The following is a 16,720-nucleotide window of genomic DNA, read 5'->3' on the forward strand; positions in this document are numbered from 1 at the left end:
CAGGGTAAACCTCTACGCAACCTCGTGATTAAAAGCGATTCCGCATTCATCATCACTCTAAATAATTAGTCCAGAGAGGCTCTTTCATTCAATGCGTTTATCACTGCACTAGAATATCGGATTGCCCAGCACACCCAAAACCGTATCTCTGCGAAACGGTTACAACCCGGTATTAAATAAAAACATTGATGGTTATTTTTATCGCGCGCGTTCTGTCATCGCCCAATAAAATCCCCTTATCTTGGTCCGGCGACTGATCCAAACCGCAATGGCCACTGTTGAAATGGATATCAAAACGACAACTCAATGCCCCTAAAGCGTTAAAGAATAAAAAGTCTCAAGGCGGGAAATGCCTTGCCTTTCGCGCCGGCATTTTCACACGTTGGCAGCGATGGGATGGTGATCCAATGTGGATTTAAAAGTCAAAGGAAAACATATGATTAGAACATCGTTTGGTAAGAGAGCCGCTATAATCACGTTCTTTTGCTTGCTGGTTTTTTCTGGCGTCGCGTTAACCGTGGGGGGAGTTTGGCTTATCGCCCTCGGCGGATCGTTCTACTATGCCATTACCGGGATAGGCTACATCGCCGCCGCAGTGCTGGTCCTCAAGCGCAGCAAATCAGCTTGTTACTTAACCGGCCTGCTGTTTTTGATGACGGTGCCGTGGGCGCTTTGGGAGTCGGGGCTTAACTACTGGGCATTGTTCCCTCGCCTGCTGGTGCCCGCCGGCCTCTCTATTATCGCCGCGTTTTTACTTCCCTCGTACCTGCACAGCGCCAAGAGTCAAAAGCAGGCTTACATCGCCGGTTCGGTATTATCCGTGGCATTTGTCGCTTTCTTTGTCGGCGCCTTCTTTCCCCATGGCGAAATTACCCCTTCTGGCGACGTGACGTTTATCGAGAGCAAAAGCGACAATGCGCCAGCCGATTGGAGCGCCTATGGCCGCACGACGGAAGGAACGCGCTACGCGCCGTTCAATCAGGTGAACCGTTCAACCGTCAAAGACCTGAAACTCGCCTGGGTTTATCGCACCGGCGATTTCCGGCCGGGCGTGGACCAAAATACCCCGCTCGCGATCGATGATTTGGTGTATAGCTGTACGCCCAACGGTCTTATCACCGCTATCGATGCCGATACGGGTAAAGCGCGCTGGAAATTTGACTCGCATTCCACCTCCCCCGTTTGGCAACGCTGCCGCGGGCTTGGCTACTACAAAAATGAGGATGTTGCGCCAGGCGCTCTGTGCGAGAAAGCGATCGTTCACACCACGATCGATGCCCGACTCATTGCGCTGGATGCCAAAACGGGCCAGAAATGCCCCGCCTTCGGTCAAAACGGTGAGGTGAATCTCGGTCAGCATATGGGGGAAGTGAAACCGGGTTATTACTTCCAAACCTCGGCGCCGACCATCGCCAGAGGGAAGATTATCGTCGGTGGCTGGGTTATCGATAACGTGATGAAAGGCGAGCCTTCCGGCGTCATCAGGGCGTTCGACGCCAAAACCGGCGAGTTGGACTGGGCGTGGGACTTAGGCAACCCGGGCATCACCAAGGCTCCGCCGGCCGGAAGCACCTATACGCGCGGTACGCCGAATATGTGGACCACCGCCGCCTATGACGACAAATTAGGCTTGTTGTATGCGCCGCTTGGCAATGCAACGCCCGACTATTACGGCATGAATCGCCCGGAAAATTCGGATGAGTACAACTCTGCCCTGGTCGCCATTGATATTGAAACAGGCCGTGAGCGCTGGAAGTTCCAAACCACGCATCACGACATTTGGGATTATGACCTCGCATCCCAACCCGCGCTGGTGGACGGTTTTGATGAGCAACATCGCCCGGTGCCCGCCCTTTTGCTCGGCACCAAACGCGGGCAGATTTTCTACCTGAACCGGGAGACCGGCAAACCGCTGGCGCAGGTTGAAGAGAAAGCCGTGCCGACCCAAGGCGCCGCAGAGGAAGAGCGCCTCTCGCCAACCCAGCCGTTCTCCGTCGGCATGCCGACCATTGGCGCCGAACGCCTGACCGAAGAAAAAATGTGGGGCACCACCCTGTTTGACCAGATGGCCTGCCGCATCCTGTTCAAACAGATGAATTACCAGGGCGACATGACCCCGATCGGCACCCGCCCAACGCTCGAGCAGCCCGGCAATTTAGGCGGACTCAACTGGGGGAGCATGTCGATTGATCCTGTGAACCATATGGCTTACATGAACGATGTGCGCATTCCGAACGTGTTTTGGTTAGTGGCGCGCGACAGCTATGAACGCGTCGCGAAACAGTACCCGCAAAAAGTGATCGATGGCCACGGGCCTTCCCCCATGATCGGCACGCCATACGGCATGATCACGTTGATGTGGATGTCGCCGCTCGAAGTGCCTTGCAACCAACCCCCTTACGGCACGATCACCGCCGTCGATTACAAAAACAAAAAGATCGCCTGGCAGATACCGGCCGGCACCGCCGAAAAAATGGGGCCGCTGGGCATCAGATCGCACCTGCCGATGCCGGTTGGCATGCCCACCTACGCGGGCACTATGACGACCGCCGGCGGCCTGGTCTTCTTCGCCGGCTTCCAGGACTATTATCTGCGCGCCTACGACAGCAGCACCGGCAAAGAAGTCTGGAAATATGCGCTGCCGGTCGGCGCGAGCGCGACGCCAATGAGCTACGTTTCGCCTAAAACCGGCAAGCAATACATCGTTATTGTGGTCGGCGGCGCCGCGCATTCGACAGAAACCGGCGATTACGTGATGGCGTTTGCGCTGCCTTAACCCGTTGCCCCGTTTGTCTGCGCCATCCCACAGGCAAGCGGGGCGAACCGGCCTTGCTCAACTGCGCTATCTTTATCGACAGCGGCCGCCATGGCCGCTGCTCAGCCTTGGCTGGCGAGCCCGCCTGACGCCGGCATGCAGAAAAACCGTTTGATAACGGCGAGAAAAATTAAATCCACAAAAGGTTCACGATGGAAACATTCTTCACCATATTGATCTTATTGCTCACCGTCTCGTTGTCCGGCGTCGTGACGCGCATCTTGCCCTTCCAGATCCCGCTTCCGCTGATGCAAATCATCGTTGGCGCCGTGTTGGCCTGGCCGCAGTTTGGATTGCATATCGACTTCAATCCCGAGCTTTTCTTGATGCTGTTTATTCCCCCGCTGCTGTTCGCCGACGGTTGGAAAACGCCGGCGCAAGAGTTCATCCATTACGGCAGAGAAATCCTTTGTCTGGCCCTGGTGCTGGTGATCATCACGGTCGTCGGGGTGGGTTATCTGATTCACTTCCTGCTCCCGTCAATCCCCCTCGCCGCCGCATTTGCCCTGGCCGCCGTTCTGTCGCCAACGGACGCCGTGGCGCTGTCCGGCATCGTCGGTAAAGGACGCATGCCCAAACCCGTGATGAGAGTGATCGAAGGGGAGGCGTTGATGAACGACGCCTCCGGTTTGGTTTCCCTCAACTTCTCTATCGCTGTCGCGCTCGGCGCGATGGCGTTTACCCTGGAGAGCGCCTTTCTGACCTTTCTGCAGGTATCGATTGGTGGGGTGCTGTGCGGAATCATTATTGTTTTTCTCTATAATCAAATGGTTAAGTTCATCCATAAATGGATGTATAACGATTCCGCCACTCAGATTATTTTCTCGCTGTTACTGCCCTTTTCCTGCTATCTGATTGCGGAAAGAATCGGCGTATCCGGCATCCTGGCCGCCGTCAGCGCCGGCATGATGATTGGCCAATCCAAAGTGAATCGCAGCATGCCGCTGGTGCGTTTACGCACCAATAATATTTGGGAAATGCTCGAGTTCGTGTTTAACGGCATGGTGTTTATTCTGCTTGGGCTGCAGCTGCCGGGCATCTTGAACTTCACCGTGGCGCAAACCGGTATCGATCATTCCATCAGCCTGGAGACGCTGCTGGCTTACGTGGTGATCATCTATTTTAGTTTGATCGCCGTGCGTTTGATTTGGCTGTGGCTGATGAAGGTCGGCAGCGCGACCCTGATGCGCAAAGATCCGCTGTTATTTTCGAAATTCAGCACGCGCGATCTGTTCGTCGCCGCCTTTGCCGGGGTGCGAGGGGCGGTGACCCTGGCGGGCGTGCTGTCAATTCCGCTGTTTTTATTGGATGGCTCGCCATTCCCGGGGCGGTATCAACTGGTGTTTATCGCCTCGGGGGTCATCCTGCTGTCGATCGTCGTCGGCATCGTCACGCTGCCCTTCCTGTTGCGCGGCAATCTGCCGCCGGAAGAAGATCAGGAAGAGGCTTTCTCCGTTTCAGAAGCCTTGGCGAGCGCGGCGACCAAGGCCGTCAACGAAACCAAGGAAAAGCTGCTCGTCGCCCCGCCGGACGACGCCACGCCGGAGCTGATTGAAGAAACGACGCGGCGGATGCTGGACGTGCTGCAACGTAAAATTCTGACCAAAGAAGACGTTAAGAATATCGTGGCGCTGAAGCGGCTGGAAAAGCAGCTGTACTTAGCCTCGTTGCACGCGGAAAGAGAAGAGCTGTACCGGCTGCGCCGCATGAAGAAAATCAGCCATGAGAAACAGAGAAAGCTGCTGCATCGCATTGATATCACTGAGGTGCTGATCGCTGAAGACAGCGTTTAAACGAGGAGATGAAGGCGGTTCGCCCCCCGCCTTCGGCGCGCGGTCGCCGCCGCAATCGCGCGCCGCAATCGAACGAGTGCTCACGCCACGCCCGTCGTTCGGCTATCTGTGGTACCACGCCTTGAAATACTTCAAAAAGCTGTAGAACACCGCATAAACGCCGGTCACGGCCCCGACCCGGCCCGCTTTCCAGGCGCCGCTGAAAATGTACCACTTGAAAAATGCGCCGATGGCGCTAATCACCCCCCGGAGAATCGATGGCCTTATCGCCTTGTATTTCACCACGCGCGCCGTATAGCTGTTCAGCTTGGCAAACACTTCCTCGATTGAGAAAAAAGTGTCGTGTTTAACGTGCCCGGCCAGTATCAAGGTGGATGCGCCCCCTTCCGCCGCATCATCTACCGGCGCATCATTGAACTTCACCACCTGGCGATGAAAAAAGCGAATGGGGTAATCCGGTGACGAGACGGGATAAAGCGTTCTGACCGCCTGTCCCAACACAAACCAATCGCGACGAATGCGATAGGCGTTGTTTTTGTCAGGGCCTGGGGTGCGCTTGAAAAGCCGCATCGCGTCGACCGCTTCATCATCCATGATCTCATCGCTGTCCAGGCACAAAACCCAGTCATGCCGCGCGCGGGATATGGCGTAATTCATTTGCCGGCCATGGGTTTCAAACGGGTGATAAAGAGGCTTGATATTGAAGTCGTCGCAAATGGCCAACGTGCCGTCAGTACTGCCCGAATCCACCACGATGATTTCATCGGCGAACGCCGCCACAGGTTGCAACACGTCACGCAGCAGGCGCGATGAATTAAACGTCAATAAACACACGGAAATCCGGTTACAAAAATCCATTTTACATTCCACGACACTGAGAAAATGCAGTCCATGCCAAAAACGGCGGACGCGCCGTGCAAAAGCGCGCTCCCAAAGCGCTTCTCCTGCCCCGAGCGCCTCTTCGATTAAGTATTTAGAATATTGGCTGCCCTGTCATGCCCTGGATGATGGCATCTGACTATTTCATCAATTTCAATTAAATCAAAGAGAAAGGCGGATTAAACACGGGCGTTCACCGCACCGGCTCACGCGCTGGCGGGCGCCGAGCGCGAGCGCGGCGCTTGGCGGCGCCTTGGTTTTGTTATAACGTATCAAAAAACAAGTAAAGGGAAGACGACGATGAAAATCCAGCTGTCGCTGTTGTTTCTCAGCCTGCTGGCCGGCAAGGCCGCAGCGTTTCAGTCGAAAGTGCCCGAACCGCGCCCGGAGCAGGCGCGGGCGGCGGAACAAAACATCGAAAATCTGTTTTACGGCTTTCACGCCATGGACGCCCAGCCGGTGAGCATCGGCAGTTGCGCGGCGGTGCCGGTAGCGGGATGCCAATGCGCGTTCTGCACCCAGCTGCGGCAGGCCGGGCGCTGAGCCGCCCCCCTCATTCAACCCAGCTCATATTGCACGTTCAACTGCCCTTTCTTCATCTTTAGGCCGGTAATCGCGATCGCGCCCACCTCGCCCAGCGTGGCGACATGGGTGCCGCCACAGCCGTAGGCGGGCAGCTCGCCGAAACCGACCTGGCGCAAACCGTCCACCGCCTGCTGGCGGCGCGGCAGATCGGCGGCGATCAAGCGCGCCAGCTCCGCCTGCAAAAAATCCGCTTCTATCGTCTGCGCATCCGGCCCCGGCGCGAAAGTGATGCGCCCTTCACCCGGCCAATGATGAGCCTTGACCGGCCGCCAGCCCCGGGTTTCGCCCAACCAGCCGATCAGATGCCCAGCGGAGTGCCAGCGGGCGTGCAGCCAGCGCTGCGCTTCATCGATTTGCATCGTAACCGGCCCGTTCGGCAGCGGCGCGGCGGTAAAGTGCACCACGGTATCCCCCTGCTGCTGCACCCGCAGCACGGTGACGCCGCCTAACGACCCCACATCGGACGGCTGGCCGCCGCCCTGCGGGTGGAACAGCGTGGCGTCCAGCTCCACGGCGTAAGCGACCGCCTCGGCCGGCGCACAGCTCAACACCTGCGCCTGGCCCTGTAAATCGTCGCTGTAGTAATAACGTCGTTCGGTCATCATTTTTCTCCTCGGTTCGAAGAGCCATTATATTCATGTCATAATCGGAGCATAATCCGCCGCCATCACAATGGACCTTTGCGTCATGAGCACAAATCTTTCTTACGCGCTGTTGGCCGAAATGGCCGTTTTCGTTCAGGTGGTAGAGAGCGGCAGTTTTTCCGCCGCCGCCCGCAAGCTGGGCGCTTCGCCTTCCGCCGTCAGCCGCAGCGTGGCGAAGCTCGAGCAGGCGCTGGCGCTGCAGCTGCTGCACCGCACCACCCGCAAACTGCGGCTGAGCGAAAGCGGCGAAGAGGCGTTTGCGCACTGCCGCACCCTGCTGGCGGCGGCCGACGCGGTCATGGCGATCGGCGGGCGCGGCGCCGCGGAGCCCGAAGGGCTGGTCAGCGTCAGCGTACCCAAAGCGGTGGGCCGCTTCGTGCTGCATCCGCACATGCCGGAGTTCCTGCGCCGCTACCCGAAGGTGGACGTGAGGCTGCGGCTGGAAGATCGTTACATGGATTTGATCGACGATCGGGTCGATCTGGCGCTGCGCATTACCGATCGCCCGTCGCCCGGATTGGTCGGCCGCCAGTTGATGAGAATAGACCATCTGCTGTGCGCCACGCCGCACTACCTGGCGCAACACGGCACGCCGCTGCACCCGCACGATCTGGCGGCGCACAGCTGCATCTATCTGGGAGAAACGCCGAGCGACGCGCAATGGAAATTCCGCCGCAGCGGCAAAACGGTGACGGTCAGCGTGCGCGGCCGCTACGCCGCCAACCACACCGGCGTGCGGCTGGACGCGGTGAAACGGCATATCGGCATCGGCAGCCTGCCGTACTTTACCGCCCGCCAGGCGCTCGACGACGGCGAGATCGTGCAGGTGTTGCCGGAATGGGATTTCCTCAGCAGCTATCACGGCGGCCTGTGGTTGCTCTATGCGCCCAACCAGTATCTGCCGCCCAAACTGCGGGTGTTTATCGACTATCTCGTCGCCTGCCTGGCGCAGGAGCCGCAGTTAAAGCGCCTTGCGTAGCGTGATGTTGATGCGGTGCGGCCCCACCAGCGAGTGGTAGCCTTCCTTGACCGGCAGGATGCCGTGAAAACAGAGCCGCGATGGGCCGCCCCACACCACCACATCGCCGTGCGCCAGCGGAATGCGCCGCGCCCGGTCGCTGCGTTGCAGGCCGCCGAACTGAAACACCGCCGGCAGCCCGAGCGACACCGAGACGATCGGCGCGCCGAAGTCGTGTTCGTCTTTATCCTGATGCAGCGACAGCTTGCTGCCCGGATCGTAACGGTTCATCAGGCAGGAATCCGGCACGAAGGGGCCGAAGCCCGCCTGCTGCGCAGCTTCGTCCGCCAGCGCCATCAGGATCGGCGGAATGGCCGGCCAGCGTTTGCCACTGCGCGCGTCGCGTTCCGAATAGCGGTAGCCCCGGCTGTCGCTGGTCCAGCCGTTGCCGCACCAGCTCATCGCCACCGACATCACGTGCCCGCCGGGGGTGGTCAAATGCCGCCACGGCACCTGGGCCACCACGCCCTGCACCGCCGCCAGCAGTTCCGGCCCGTGATCGCGCACAAAGCCGTGCATCACCACCGCGCCGGGGGCGATCTCTTCGCGCCACGGCGGCGGCAGCGCGTCTTCAAAAAGATCGATTGTCATCGCCAAAGCCTGTATGAATACACAGTATCCATTGTAACCCGCCGCCGCCGATTGTCCAGCGCCCGGCGGCGCCATTGTCGTTAGCGGCAAATTTCTCTACAGTAGCCGCCATAAAATCAATCACTCACCAGGAACGCGTGTGATTAAGGGCATCACTCTTTCAGTCGTCGCCTCCATCTTGTTCGGCGCGATGTATTACTTCACCTCTACCCTCACCCCGCTGAACGGCGAGCAGGTCTACGGCTGGCGCACGCTGCTGACGCTGCCGTTCCTGACGCTGTTCATGGCGCTGTCCGGCGATTGGCGCAAGGTGGGCGACACGCTGGCCTGGATCGGCCAACGGCCGCGGCGCCTGCTGGGCCTGCTGCTCACCTCGGCGCTGCTGGGGGTGCAGCTATGGCTGTTCCTGTGGGCGCCGCTGCACGGCAAGGCGCTCGACGTATCGCTCGGTTATTTTCTGCTGCCGCTGACCATGGTGCTGGCGGGCCGTTTGATCTACCGCGACCGGCTGTCGCTGCTGCAAAAGCTGGCGGTGGCATGCGCCATGGTGGGGGTAGGCAATGAGCTGTATCAGGCGGGCGGCGTGTCGTGGCCGACGCTGGTGGTGGCGCTGGGTTATCCGCTCTACTTTATTTTGCGGCGGCGTTTCGGCACCGACAATCTCGGCGGGCTGTGGTGCGAGCTGGCGCTGATGCTGCCGGCGGCGGCCTGGTTCGCCTTCGGCGACGGCGGCGCAGCGGCGTTGCCGATCAATGCCGAGCTGTATTGGCGCATTCCGCTGCTCGGCGTCATCAGCGCCGTGGCATTGGTGTGTTACATCCTCGCCAGCCGCCTGCTGCCGTTCAGCCTGTTCGGCCTGCTGAGCTATGTGGAACCGGTGCTGCTGGTGATCGTCGCGCTGCTGCTCGGCGAAAGCATCGGCCAAAGCGAATGGCCGACCTATCTGGCGATCTGGCTGGCGGTGCTGCTGCTGGCGGCGGAAGGCGCGCGGCACCTGCTGCGCCGCCAGCGGGTCTGACTCAGGCGGCCAGCGTCGCGCCGCCGTCGATCACAATGTCCTGCATGGTGATGTGGCTGGCCAAGTCGGAGGCCAGGAACAACACCGCGTTGGCGATCTCGTCCGGACGCGCGATTTTGCCCAGCGGGATCCCCAGCTTGAACATCTCGGGGAAGCCGGCGATGGTGCGTTGCTGCGCATCATCGGTCTGCCACATGCCGCGCTGCATCGGGGTGTCGGTCGAGCCCGGCGACACCAGATTGCACCGCACGCCGAACGGCGCCATCTCCAGCCCCACGCAGTGGTTCAGGCTGGTCAACGCCGCCTTGGAGGCGCAGTAGGCCGCCATCTGCGCGCGCGGCACGTGCGCGGCGTTGGAGCCGATGCTGACGATCGCCCCGCTGCGCTGCGCCTTGAAGTGCGGCAGCACGGCGCGGAACAGGTAAAACGCCCCCGAGGCGTTGACGTTGATGCACTGGTGCCAGTCATCCACGCTCAGATCTTCGGTATTGCCCATGCGCAGAATGCCGGCGGCGTTGACCAACACGTCCAGTTGCGGGTTTTCCGCCAGCTGTTGGCGGCACACCGCCTCCACCTGCTCCGGCCGGCTGATGTCCAGCGTCACGCAAGGGTAAGGCAAATCCGGGTTGGCGAACTCGCGGTCAAACCCCACCACCTCGGCGCCCTGCGTCAAAAAATGCCGGGCGATCTGCTCGCCGATGCCGCGCGCCGCGCCGGTCACCCACACGCGTTTGCCGGTGAAATCCATCTGAATGCTCATGCGCGCACCGCCATCCGGGCGCACAGCCGGGTCATGTTGTTGTTCATCGTTGTCTCCTGCGAAAAGGATAGGATGCGGCGCGCGCTGCGCCGCAAAAGTGGCCCTACAGCGCGCCGCTGTTCAGGCCGAAAGCGTTGAGCATGGTGCCCAGTTTGGCGGCGGTTTCCAGCCACTCGGACTGCGGCGTCGAGGCGGCGACGATCCCCGCGCCGGCGAACAGCCGCACCCGGTTGCCGCGCAGCAGGCCGCTGCGGATGACGATCGCCCACTCGCCGTCGCCGTTGGCGTCGCACCAGCCGACGATGCCGCTGAACAGGCCGCGATCGTGCGGTTCCAGATCGGCGATCAGCTGGCGGGCGCTCTCGGTCGGGAAGCCGCACAGCGCCGGCGTCGGATGCAGCAGGCAGGCCAGTTGCATCACGTTGAGATTCGGGTTCAGCAGCTCGCCGCGAATGCGGGTGGACAAATGCCACATGGTGCCGGTACTGAGCAGCGACGGGCCGCTGGGCACGCTCAGGCTGGCGCACAGCGGTGCCAGGTGCCGACGGATGTCGTCGATCACCAGCTTGTGTTCGTATTTGTCTTTGGTCGAGCGCATCAGGCGCTCGCTGCCGAGGCGATCCTGCTGCGGATCGTCCTGACGGCGCGCCGAACCCGCCAGCGGGTTGGTGTGGATCTCGCCGCCCTGCTTGCGGATCAGCAGTTCCGGGCTGGCGCCGATCAATACGCCGCCATCGGCCAGCGGCAGGGAAAAGTGGTAACCGGTCGGGTTCTGCACCATCAGGTTATTGAGGATCTGGTGGCCCGCCACCGGCTGCTCAAGCTCGATGTCGAGGATGCGCGACAGCACCGCCTTGTCCAGCTTGCCTTGTTTAAAGCGGCTGACCGCTTCCGCCACCGCGTGCTTGAAGCGCGGCTCGTCCGGAATGCTGGTGCAGGCGGCCAGGCGATGCGGCTGTTGCAGCATCGGGCGCGCGGCGCGGGTAAAGCTGTCGTTGGCGACAAACTCGTAACTTTCAGGCACATACAGGCAGGAAGGCCGGCGCGTGTCGAACGGAATGGCGCCCACCACCACCGGCGTCTCCTGGCCGGCGGCGTTGGCTCGCGCCAGCGCCTGGCGAATATGCTGCGCCAGCGCGCTGCCTTCCCGCTCGCCGCCGAACGCCGGCGTCTCAATCCGTTCGAACACGCCGCTGGCGGAGAGGGAACGGAATTCGGACCGGTACAAAAAGGTCGATTGTTCGGCGTACGCAAACCCGGGGAAGGTTTGGTTTTCTGTCGTCAGTGTCGCCACAGACCACTCCTTTGTTGCGCCTCACCAATGATAATGTTTATGCGAATAATTATCATTAGCTGTAAAAGGAGGATAAATTACACCGATTCCCCACCGAGGGTCAATCTCCGATGAATGAATCTTTCCGCTCGCTGCGGCAAATCCACGTTACGGCGCAGCAAGAAATAACACACTGTTATTATTGTATTTTAGCAAAAAATAAAGGTCGTGACATCGTCACCTTCGCGCCAAAAATGCCCGCTGAACCGGCGGCCGGCGGGGCAATTTGGCGTCAAGGTCTTAAGCAACGCTAATACGAACGTCTGCCGCTGCGTATCCACGGCGACCATGCGCGCATCGAGAAAATCGAAGTAACAGCGCACCTGCGGATAAAGCGCCTTGAACAGGCTCTCTTTGGCGGAAAACGTCAGCGTCAGCAGCTCGTTGAACGGCAGCGTTTCGCGCAGCAACGCCTCGCGCTCCCCCGCCGAAACGATCGCCCCCCACAGCTCCTCCGCCCGCACGTCGGAGAGCAGCGTCTCCACATCCAACCCAACGCCGCCCAGCCCGCTCTCGCGGTGTACGGCGCACAGCGCGGTATCCGAATTATGGCTCAGCGCCCCGGCGATGCCCGGCGGCCACTGCGGCGCGCGATCTTCGCCGCGCGTCAGGGTGAAATCGGCAAAACCGAGCGGCGCCAATAGCTGGCGCGCGAGAACACGCCCGGCCAAATACTCCGCGCGGCGTTTCGGCACCGCGCGCGCCAGATGGTCCGGCAGCGCAAAGCCCGCCTCGGGAAAACTCTCGTCGCGATACTCCGCCAGCGCAAAATGGCAGCGCGCCACCTGGCCCGGATAGCCGTCCGGCGTGAAAAATTCGATATTGCGGATAAAAGTGGGCAACGGCGATATCCATGATAAGCAGGCAGGCTGATGATGTTAGCCCCCGAAACCGCCTGCAACAATGACCCTGGGCAAAATAAATGGCGTTAAGGCTCGTACGGCGGCACGTTAGCCGGGATGGGGAGAGGCCTCTCCCCCGCGATCGGGAGAGAGGCTGGGCATTACAAGATGCCTTTCATGGTCTTTTCGAAATCGCTCCAGGCACAGAAACCGTCCTTGTCGATCGGGCAGCCTTTCAGCGCCAGCGTCACGCGCTGCGGCGGGGTTTGCAGCGTCAGCGGCGTCGCCTTGCGCAGCTGTTCGGTGGACTGATAGACGTACTCAATCTTCAGCAATTCACGGTTGTTTTGCGCGTCGCGCCAGCGCTGGAACACCAGTTTGCCGCCTATCGGCGTTTTCTCGTACTGCTGCGGCAGCTGATACGGCTGGAACTGCATGGCCGACAGCAGCGAGGCGATATTGGAGTCGTGGCCGACCAGCACCGTCAGCTTCGGCGCGTCCGGTTTGCGCTCGCCGAGCAGCGCGTTGTTGATGTAGGTCAGCAGCGGTTTGGCGACGTTCTGCGCCACCACCGGCGAGGTGAACAGCGAATCCTGATAGCCGTCTTTCAACTGCGCCAGCTGCTTCCACTGCTGCGGGGTGGCGATTTTGCCCCAGGCCACCTCTTTCATCGGGAAACCTTCGTAATACTGCAGCATAAAGGCGTCCACCAGCGAGTTGCCCACCCGCAGCGGGCCGGAGACGCCCGGCTCTTTGCCCGGCACCGCGCTCATCACGCTGGCTTCTTTGGTCAGGTCGCAGTGTTTGTCGGTCTTGCAGGCGGCGGAATCCTTGTAGTCGATGATCTTCGCCAGCTGTTGGTAAGAGGCGTCCAGCTTCAGCGAGCCCAGCGCGGCGTTCATCGCCGCCAGCGCCTGCTGGTTGAAGGCTTCGCTGGTATCGGTGATGATCGGGTTGAAGGTCGGATCCATCTCGCCCATCTTGTCCTGATGGTGCACGCTGACGTCGCAGCCGGGGAACGCGCCGTTGCTGAAGAACTGCGCGGTGGCCACCGTGCGCTGCAGGCTGTTGGCGTAGACGTACACGCTGCCGGCGGTCGGGCAGCCCTCTTGCGGCAACAGGCCGGTCTGCTTCAGCCAGGCGTTGAAATAGTGTCCCATATACACTTCCAGCACCCCGCCCTTGGTGGTCAACTGGCCGCCCGGCGTTTCCCAGACCGGCCAGGCCTTCGGCGTGGACTGCGCCAGCACGCTGCCGTTGTTGGCCAGCGGCGCGCGCAGGTTATGGCGGCTCATCACCAGCACCTGTTCCAGTTGATAACCGCCGGCGTCCGCCAGCGCGTTCCCGGTGAATAACAAGGGCAGGCACAGCAATAACGTTTTTTTTCTCATCCGCAGAGGCTCCCGGAAAATGATTATTTTTAAGGTGTTAGCGTTTGCCTGCGTATGATGGCGGGGTTAGTGTGACAAGTGTGTGACAGGGTTCACGGGAAAAGATCGTACCAGCGGCCACCGGGCGGCGGCCGCTGTGCGTCAACTCAGTACCACAGGCTCATGATCGGCCAGCCGATCAGCAGCAGCGCGGCGATGTACACCACGCCGAGAATGCCGCCCAGGCGCCAGTAGTCTTTCGATTTCACGTAGCCGCAGCCGTAGATGATCACCCCCGGCCCGGTGGCGTACGGCGTCAGCACGCCCATGATGCCGATCGACAGCACCAGCAGCATCGACAGCTGCTCCATCGGCACGCCCGGCAACCCTTTGCCGACCGCCAGGATCACCGGCAGCATGGTGGCGGTGTGCGCCGACAGGCTGGCGAACAGGTAGTGGGCGAAGTAGAACACCAGCACCAGCGCCACCACCGTCATGTTCGGCGAGAAGCCGTCCAGGTGGGTGCTCATGGTCTGGGCGAACCAGTCGATAAAGCCGGAGCGCGTCAGGCCGTTGGCCATCACCACCAGCGTCGCCAGGTTAACCAGCGTATTCCAGGCGCTGGAATATTTGGTGATCTCTTTCCACGACACCACGTGCAGCGCCAGCATCAGCGACACCGCCAACAGGCACACCGCGGTGGCGTCCAGCACCTTGCCGCCGAACACCCACAGGCACAGGCTGAGCAGCACCAGTCCGATCAGGGTGTACTCCTTGCGCGTCAGCTTGCCCATTTCCCCCAGCGCGGTATCCGCCCAGGCGGCCACTTCGCTGCTGTGGGTCACGCCCGGTTTGTACAGGTAGTAGGAGATCAGCGGCGCGATGATCAGCAGCAGCAGGCCGACCGGCAGGAACGCCAGGAACCACTGCATCCAGCTGATGTGCACCCCGGCTATCTTGCCGACGAACTCGATGCCCAGCACGTTCGGCGCGGCGCCGGTGACGAACATCGAGGAACTGATGCTGGTGCCGACCACCATCATCCACATCAGGTAACCGCCGATGCGGCGCGAAGAGGGATCGTTAGGGAAGGAATCGAACAGCGGCGGCAGGTTTTTCACCACCGGGAACACCGTGCCGCCGGTGCGCGCGGTGTTGGACGGCGTGAATGGCGCCAGCAGAATATCGATGATCACCACCGCATAGCCCAGCGTCAGCGTGCGCTTGCCCATGAACTTCACCAGGAACAGCGCGATGCGCCGCCCCAGCCCGGTGGCCTCGTAGCCCAGCGCGAAGATAAAGGCGCCGAACACCAGCCAGACGGTGGTGCTGGAGAAGCCCGCCAGCCCCCATTTCAGCGCCTCTTTACCGGCCTTGAAGCCCGGCTCCGCCAGTTCCTGCGCGCCGAACAGCACCCAGTTGGCGCTGAGCACGCTGACGGTCACCGCGATAAAGCTGATGGCGGTGGCCGGGATCGGCTCCAGAATCATGCCGACGATCATCGCCACGAAGATGGCGAAATAGTGCCACGCCTGCGGCGGCATGCCGTCGGGCACCGGTATCAATAACAGGATCGCGAGCACCGCCAGCGGCGCTATCGCTTTCCAGATCTTTTCCTGGGTTTGGGACATAGGGACTCTCCTGAAGGCTTGGTTATTATTCTTGGGCACCCAGCTGCGCCAGCAGCCAGGTCACTATCAACAAGTCGGCGCTGCCGCCGGGGCTGAGGTTGCGGGCAATGCAGTCGGCATCGAAGCGCCGCAGGCGCGCCAGGCCCGCTTCCCCCGCCGAGCCGCCCTGCGCCAGCAGCCAGGCCGCCCGGCGCCGCAGCCAGCGCAGCCCGCGCAGGCCGCCGCGCGAGGCGACGTTGGTGTCATCGTTGTGGGCCATCAGCCACAGCAGGCTGTCCAGCAGCGCCCGCTGTTCGTCGCCGCCGGCGGCCAGCCGTTGCCGATACAGCGGCAGCGCGCCGTCAAGCACCAACCGAAAACCGGACTCCGCCTCGCCGCGCGCGCCGCTGAGGCCATACGCAGCGAACAAGCGCTGGCCGGCGGTCTGCCCGGTGTTGTTGCGCCGCAGCTCACGGTCCATCAGCCCCCGACACATCGCCGCTACCTCGCCGCACAGCGCCTCCGCGCCGATGTCACGGCCCTGCTGCTGCAGGCGGCCGAAGGCGGTGCACAGCAACCCGAGTGAGAACACGCTGCCCTTGTGGGTGTTAATGCCGCCGGTGGCGCGAAACATCTGGTTTTCGCAGGCCAGGCCCAGCGGCCGCAGCCGCGCCAGCTGCTGCTCTGCCGGCAGAGCCGCGTCTTCGCGCCCGCGTTGGATAAAGCGCGGCAGCCACACGCCGATGGCGCGGGCGCTGCGGTAGAAGTGCCCGAGATCCATGTCGCGGTGGGCGCCGGTGTTATGACGATCCACCAGCCCCGGTTTGGGCGTGAGGTTGACCTCCACCAGCAGCGCGCGGAAAGCGGCGCGGGCGAAGTCGCAGGCCGGCTCGGCTCGGCGGGCGGGTGGATTAATCGGCAGAGATCGCATCGTTGAACATCCTTTCCATTTCTTGCAGCAGCTGCTCGCTGCCATGCCGCCGCTGGCGGGCGCAGATCTTGGCCGGTTGGCCGCACAGCAGGCAGCGCCGTTCCGGCAGGCCGATGTCGCGGCGCGACAAAATGCGCCCCTGCGCATCCAGCACGTCGATATCCCACAGCCGGCCGATCGGGCGGCTCACCTCCAGCTGCATGGCGCAATCTTTCACCCGCTGGGCGTCGGCGCGCAGCGCCACAAACCCTTCGCAGCCGGTGGAAAGCGCCAGCGCCTCGGCCTGCGGGCTGGGCCAGCCCTGCTCGGCGCACAGCCGCAGCAGCGCCGCCCACCCGAGGTTGAAGATGCCGCGCGTCAGCGCGCTGTCCTTCACCGGGCCGGGGACGACCAGCGTCAGCACCAGCAGCGTGCACTCGTGCTGCGCCAGCCACGCCTGCTGGCGCGCCTGGCGGCATTCGCGGCTGGTGAGCAGCTCCGGCAGGCTGACCGCACGTTCGGCGGCCAGTTGGGGATCGACGGCGGCCATCG

The 16,720-nt window shown here is 61.7% G+C and carries 15 protein-coding genes; 5 read left to right on the forward strand and 10 right to left on the reverse strand.

The features are described 5' to 3' along the window. The first annotated feature begins 436 nt into the window (after window positions 1-436). Together J0F90_RS15725 and J0F90_RS15730 are read left to right on the forward strand one after the other, a co-directional pair. On the forward strand, window positions 437-2,776 hold the full coding sequence (locus J0F90_RS15725; RefSeq protein WP_042706867.1) for a membrane-bound PQQ-dependent dehydrogenase, glucose/quinate/shikimate family: 2,340 nt from the start codon (window positions 437-439) through the stop codon (window positions 2,774-2,776). Window positions 2,777-2,967: 191 nt separating this feature from the next. Next, the gene (locus tag J0F90_RS15730) at window positions 2,968-4,608 is read left to right on the forward strand and encodes a Na+/H+ antiporter (RefSeq protein WP_033639912.1); all 1,641 of its coding nucleotides are present in this window, start codon (window positions 2,968-2,970) and stop codon (window positions 4,606-4,608) included. A 102-nt stretch (window positions 4,609-4,710) separates the two neighbouring features. On the opposite strand, the gene J0F90_RS15735 is transcribed toward J0F90_RS15730, so the two are convergent. Then, window positions 4,711-5,466: a glycosyltransferase family 2 protein gene (locus tag J0F90_RS15735; RefSeq protein WP_033639911.1), complete on the reverse strand. Its 756-nt coding sequence runs from the start codon at window positions 5,464-5,466 to the stop codon at window positions 4,711-4,713. Window positions 5,467-5,787: 321 nt separating this feature from the next. On the opposite strand from J0F90_RS15735, the gene J0F90_RS15740 reads away from it, so the two are divergent. Then, window positions 5,788-6,030, forward strand: coding sequence for a hypothetical protein (locus J0F90_RS15740; RefSeq protein ID WP_016927098.1), 243 nt, complete (start codon window positions 5,788-5,790; stop codon window positions 6,028-6,030). A gap of 14 nt (window positions 6,031-6,044) precedes the next feature. Here J0F90_RS15740 and J0F90_RS15745 read toward each other — a convergent pair whose 3' ends face one another. Next, window positions 6,045-6,674, reverse strand: coding sequence for a serine-tRNA(Ala) deacylase AlaX (locus J0F90_RS15745; protein WP_033639910.1), 630 nt, complete (start codon window positions 6,672-6,674; stop codon window positions 6,045-6,047). Window positions 6,675-6,759: 85 nt separating this feature from the next. On the opposite strand from J0F90_RS15745, the gene J0F90_RS15750 reads away from it, so the two are divergent. Beyond that, window positions 6,760-7,695 (forward strand): LysR family transcriptional regulator, encoded by a 936-nt coding sequence (locus tag J0F90_RS15750; RefSeq protein WP_033639909.1) that lies wholly within the window; start codon window positions 6,760-6,762, stop codon window positions 7,693-7,695. Here J0F90_RS15750 and alkB read toward each other — a convergent pair. Then, complete coding sequence (alkB, locus tag J0F90_RS15755; protein WP_033635177.1) at window positions 7,678-8,325, reverse strand: DNA oxidative demethylase AlkB; 648 nt, start codon at window positions 8,323-8,325, stop codon at window positions 7,678-7,680. The two genes, J0F90_RS15750 and alkB, sit on opposite strands and share 18 nt — an antisense overlap. Window positions 8,326-8,464: 139 nt before the next feature. On the opposite strand from alkB, the gene rarD reads away from it, so the two are divergent. Then, complete coding sequence (rarD, locus tag J0F90_RS15760) at window positions 8,465-9,343, forward strand: EamA family transporter RarD (RefSeq protein WP_033639908.1); 879 nt, start codon at window positions 8,465-8,467, stop codon at window positions 9,341-9,343. Between the two features lies 1 nt (window position 9,344). On the opposite strand, the gene dhbA is transcribed toward rarD, so the two are convergent. The 7 genes from dhbA to citX all read right to left on the reverse strand — a co-directional run bounded on the left by dhbA (window position 9,345) and on the right by citX (window position 16,718). Continuing rightward, window positions 9,345-10,103, reverse strand: a complete 759-nt coding sequence (gene dhbA, locus J0F90_RS15765; RefSeq protein WP_025303452.1) for a 2,3-dihydro-2,3-dihydroxybenzoate dehydrogenase — start codon at window positions 10,101-10,103, stop codon at window positions 9,345-9,347. A gap of 103 nt (window positions 10,104-10,206) precedes the next feature. Then, window positions 10,207-11,397: an isochorismate synthase gene (locus J0F90_RS15770; protein ID WP_033639907.1), complete on the reverse strand. Its 1,191-nt coding sequence runs from the start codon at window positions 11,395-11,397 to the stop codon at window positions 10,207-10,209. A 188-nt stretch (window positions 11,398-11,585) separates the two neighbouring features. After that, on the reverse strand, window positions 11,586-12,278 hold the full coding sequence (locus J0F90_RS15775; RefSeq protein ID WP_033639905.1) for a 4'-phosphopantetheinyl transferase family protein: 693 nt from the start codon (window positions 12,276-12,278) through the stop codon (window positions 11,586-11,588). A gap of 161 nt (window positions 12,279-12,439) precedes the next feature. Further along, window positions 12,440-13,669: a bifunctional glucose-1-phosphatase/inositol phosphatase gene (agp, locus tag J0F90_RS15780; RefSeq protein WP_033639904.1), complete on the reverse strand. Its 1,230-nt coding sequence runs from the start codon at window positions 13,667-13,669 to the stop codon at window positions 12,440-12,442. A gap of 146 nt (window positions 13,670-13,815) precedes the next feature. Beyond that, window positions 13,816-15,279, reverse strand: a complete 1,464-nt coding sequence (locus tag J0F90_RS15785) for an anion permease (protein ID WP_015378437.1) — start codon at window positions 15,277-15,279, stop codon at window positions 13,816-13,818. A gap of 25 nt (window positions 15,280-15,304) precedes the next feature. Next, entirely contained in the window at window positions 15,305-16,189 is an 885-nt protein-coding gene (gene citG, locus J0F90_RS15790) for a triphosphoribosyl-dephospho-CoA synthase CitG (RefSeq protein WP_033639903.1), read from the reverse strand. Beyond that, a complete protein-coding gene (gene citX, locus J0F90_RS15795; protein WP_033639902.1) occupies window positions 16,170-16,718 on the reverse strand; it encodes a citrate lyase holo-[acyl-carrier protein] synthase in 549 nt (182 codons plus the stop codon). The genes citG and citX overlap by 20 nt, the downstream gene beginning before the upstream one ends. Window positions 16,719-16,720 lie beyond the last annotated feature (2 nt).

The organism is Serratia marcescens subsp. marcescens ATCC 13880, assembly GCF_017299535.1.
Lineage (GTDB): Bacteria > Pseudomonadota > Gammaproteobacteria > Enterobacterales > Enterobacteriaceae > Serratia > Serratia marcescens.

Bases quoted from the DNA above. Each gene is read 5' to 3' on its own strand.
- J0F90_RS15785 (WP_015378437.1), bottom strand. From the start codon at position 15,279: ATGTCCCAAACCCAGGAAAAGATCTGGAAAGCGATAGCGCCGCTGGCG.
- J0F90_RS15735 (WP_033639911.1), bottom strand. From the start codon at position 5,466: ATGGATTTTTGTAACCGGATTTCCGTGTGTTTATTGACGTTTAATTCA.
- J0F90_RS15730 (WP_033639912.1), top strand. From the start codon at position 2,968: ATGGAAACATTCTTCACCATATTGATCTTATTGCTCACCGTCTCGTTG.
- J0F90_RS15725 (WP_042706867.1), top strand. From the start codon at position 437: ATGATTAGAACATCGTTTGGTAAGAGAGCCGCTATAATCACGTTCTTT.
- agp (WP_033639904.1), bottom strand. From the start codon at position 13,669: ATGAGAAAAAAAACGTTATTGCTGTGCCTGCCCTTGTTATTCACCGGG.
- alkB (WP_033635177.1), bottom strand. From the start codon at position 8,325: ATGACAATCGATCTTTTTGAAGACGCGCTGCCGCCGCCGTGGCGCGAA.
- J0F90_RS15750 (WP_033639909.1), top strand. From the start codon at position 6,760: ATGAGCACAAATCTTTCTTACGCGCTGTTGGCCGAAATGGCCGTTTTC.
- dhbA (WP_025303452.1), bottom strand. From the start codon at position 10,103: ATGAGCATTCAGATGGATTTCACCGGCAAACGCGTGTGGGTGACCGGC.
- citX (WP_033639902.1), bottom strand. From the start codon at position 16,718: ATGGCCGCCGTCGATCCCCAACTGGCCGCCGAACGTGCGGTCAGCCTG.
- J0F90_RS15745 (WP_033639910.1), bottom strand. From the start codon at position 6,674: ATGACCGAACGACGTTATTACTACAGCGACGATTTACAGGGCCAGGCG.
- J0F90_RS15740 (WP_016927098.1), top strand. From the start codon at position 5,788: ATGAAAATCCAGCTGTCGCTGTTGTTTCTCAGCCTGCTGGCCGGCAAG.
- citG (WP_033639903.1), bottom strand. From the start codon at position 16,189: ATGCGATCTCTGCCGATTAATCCACCCGCCCGCCGAGCCGAGCCGGCC.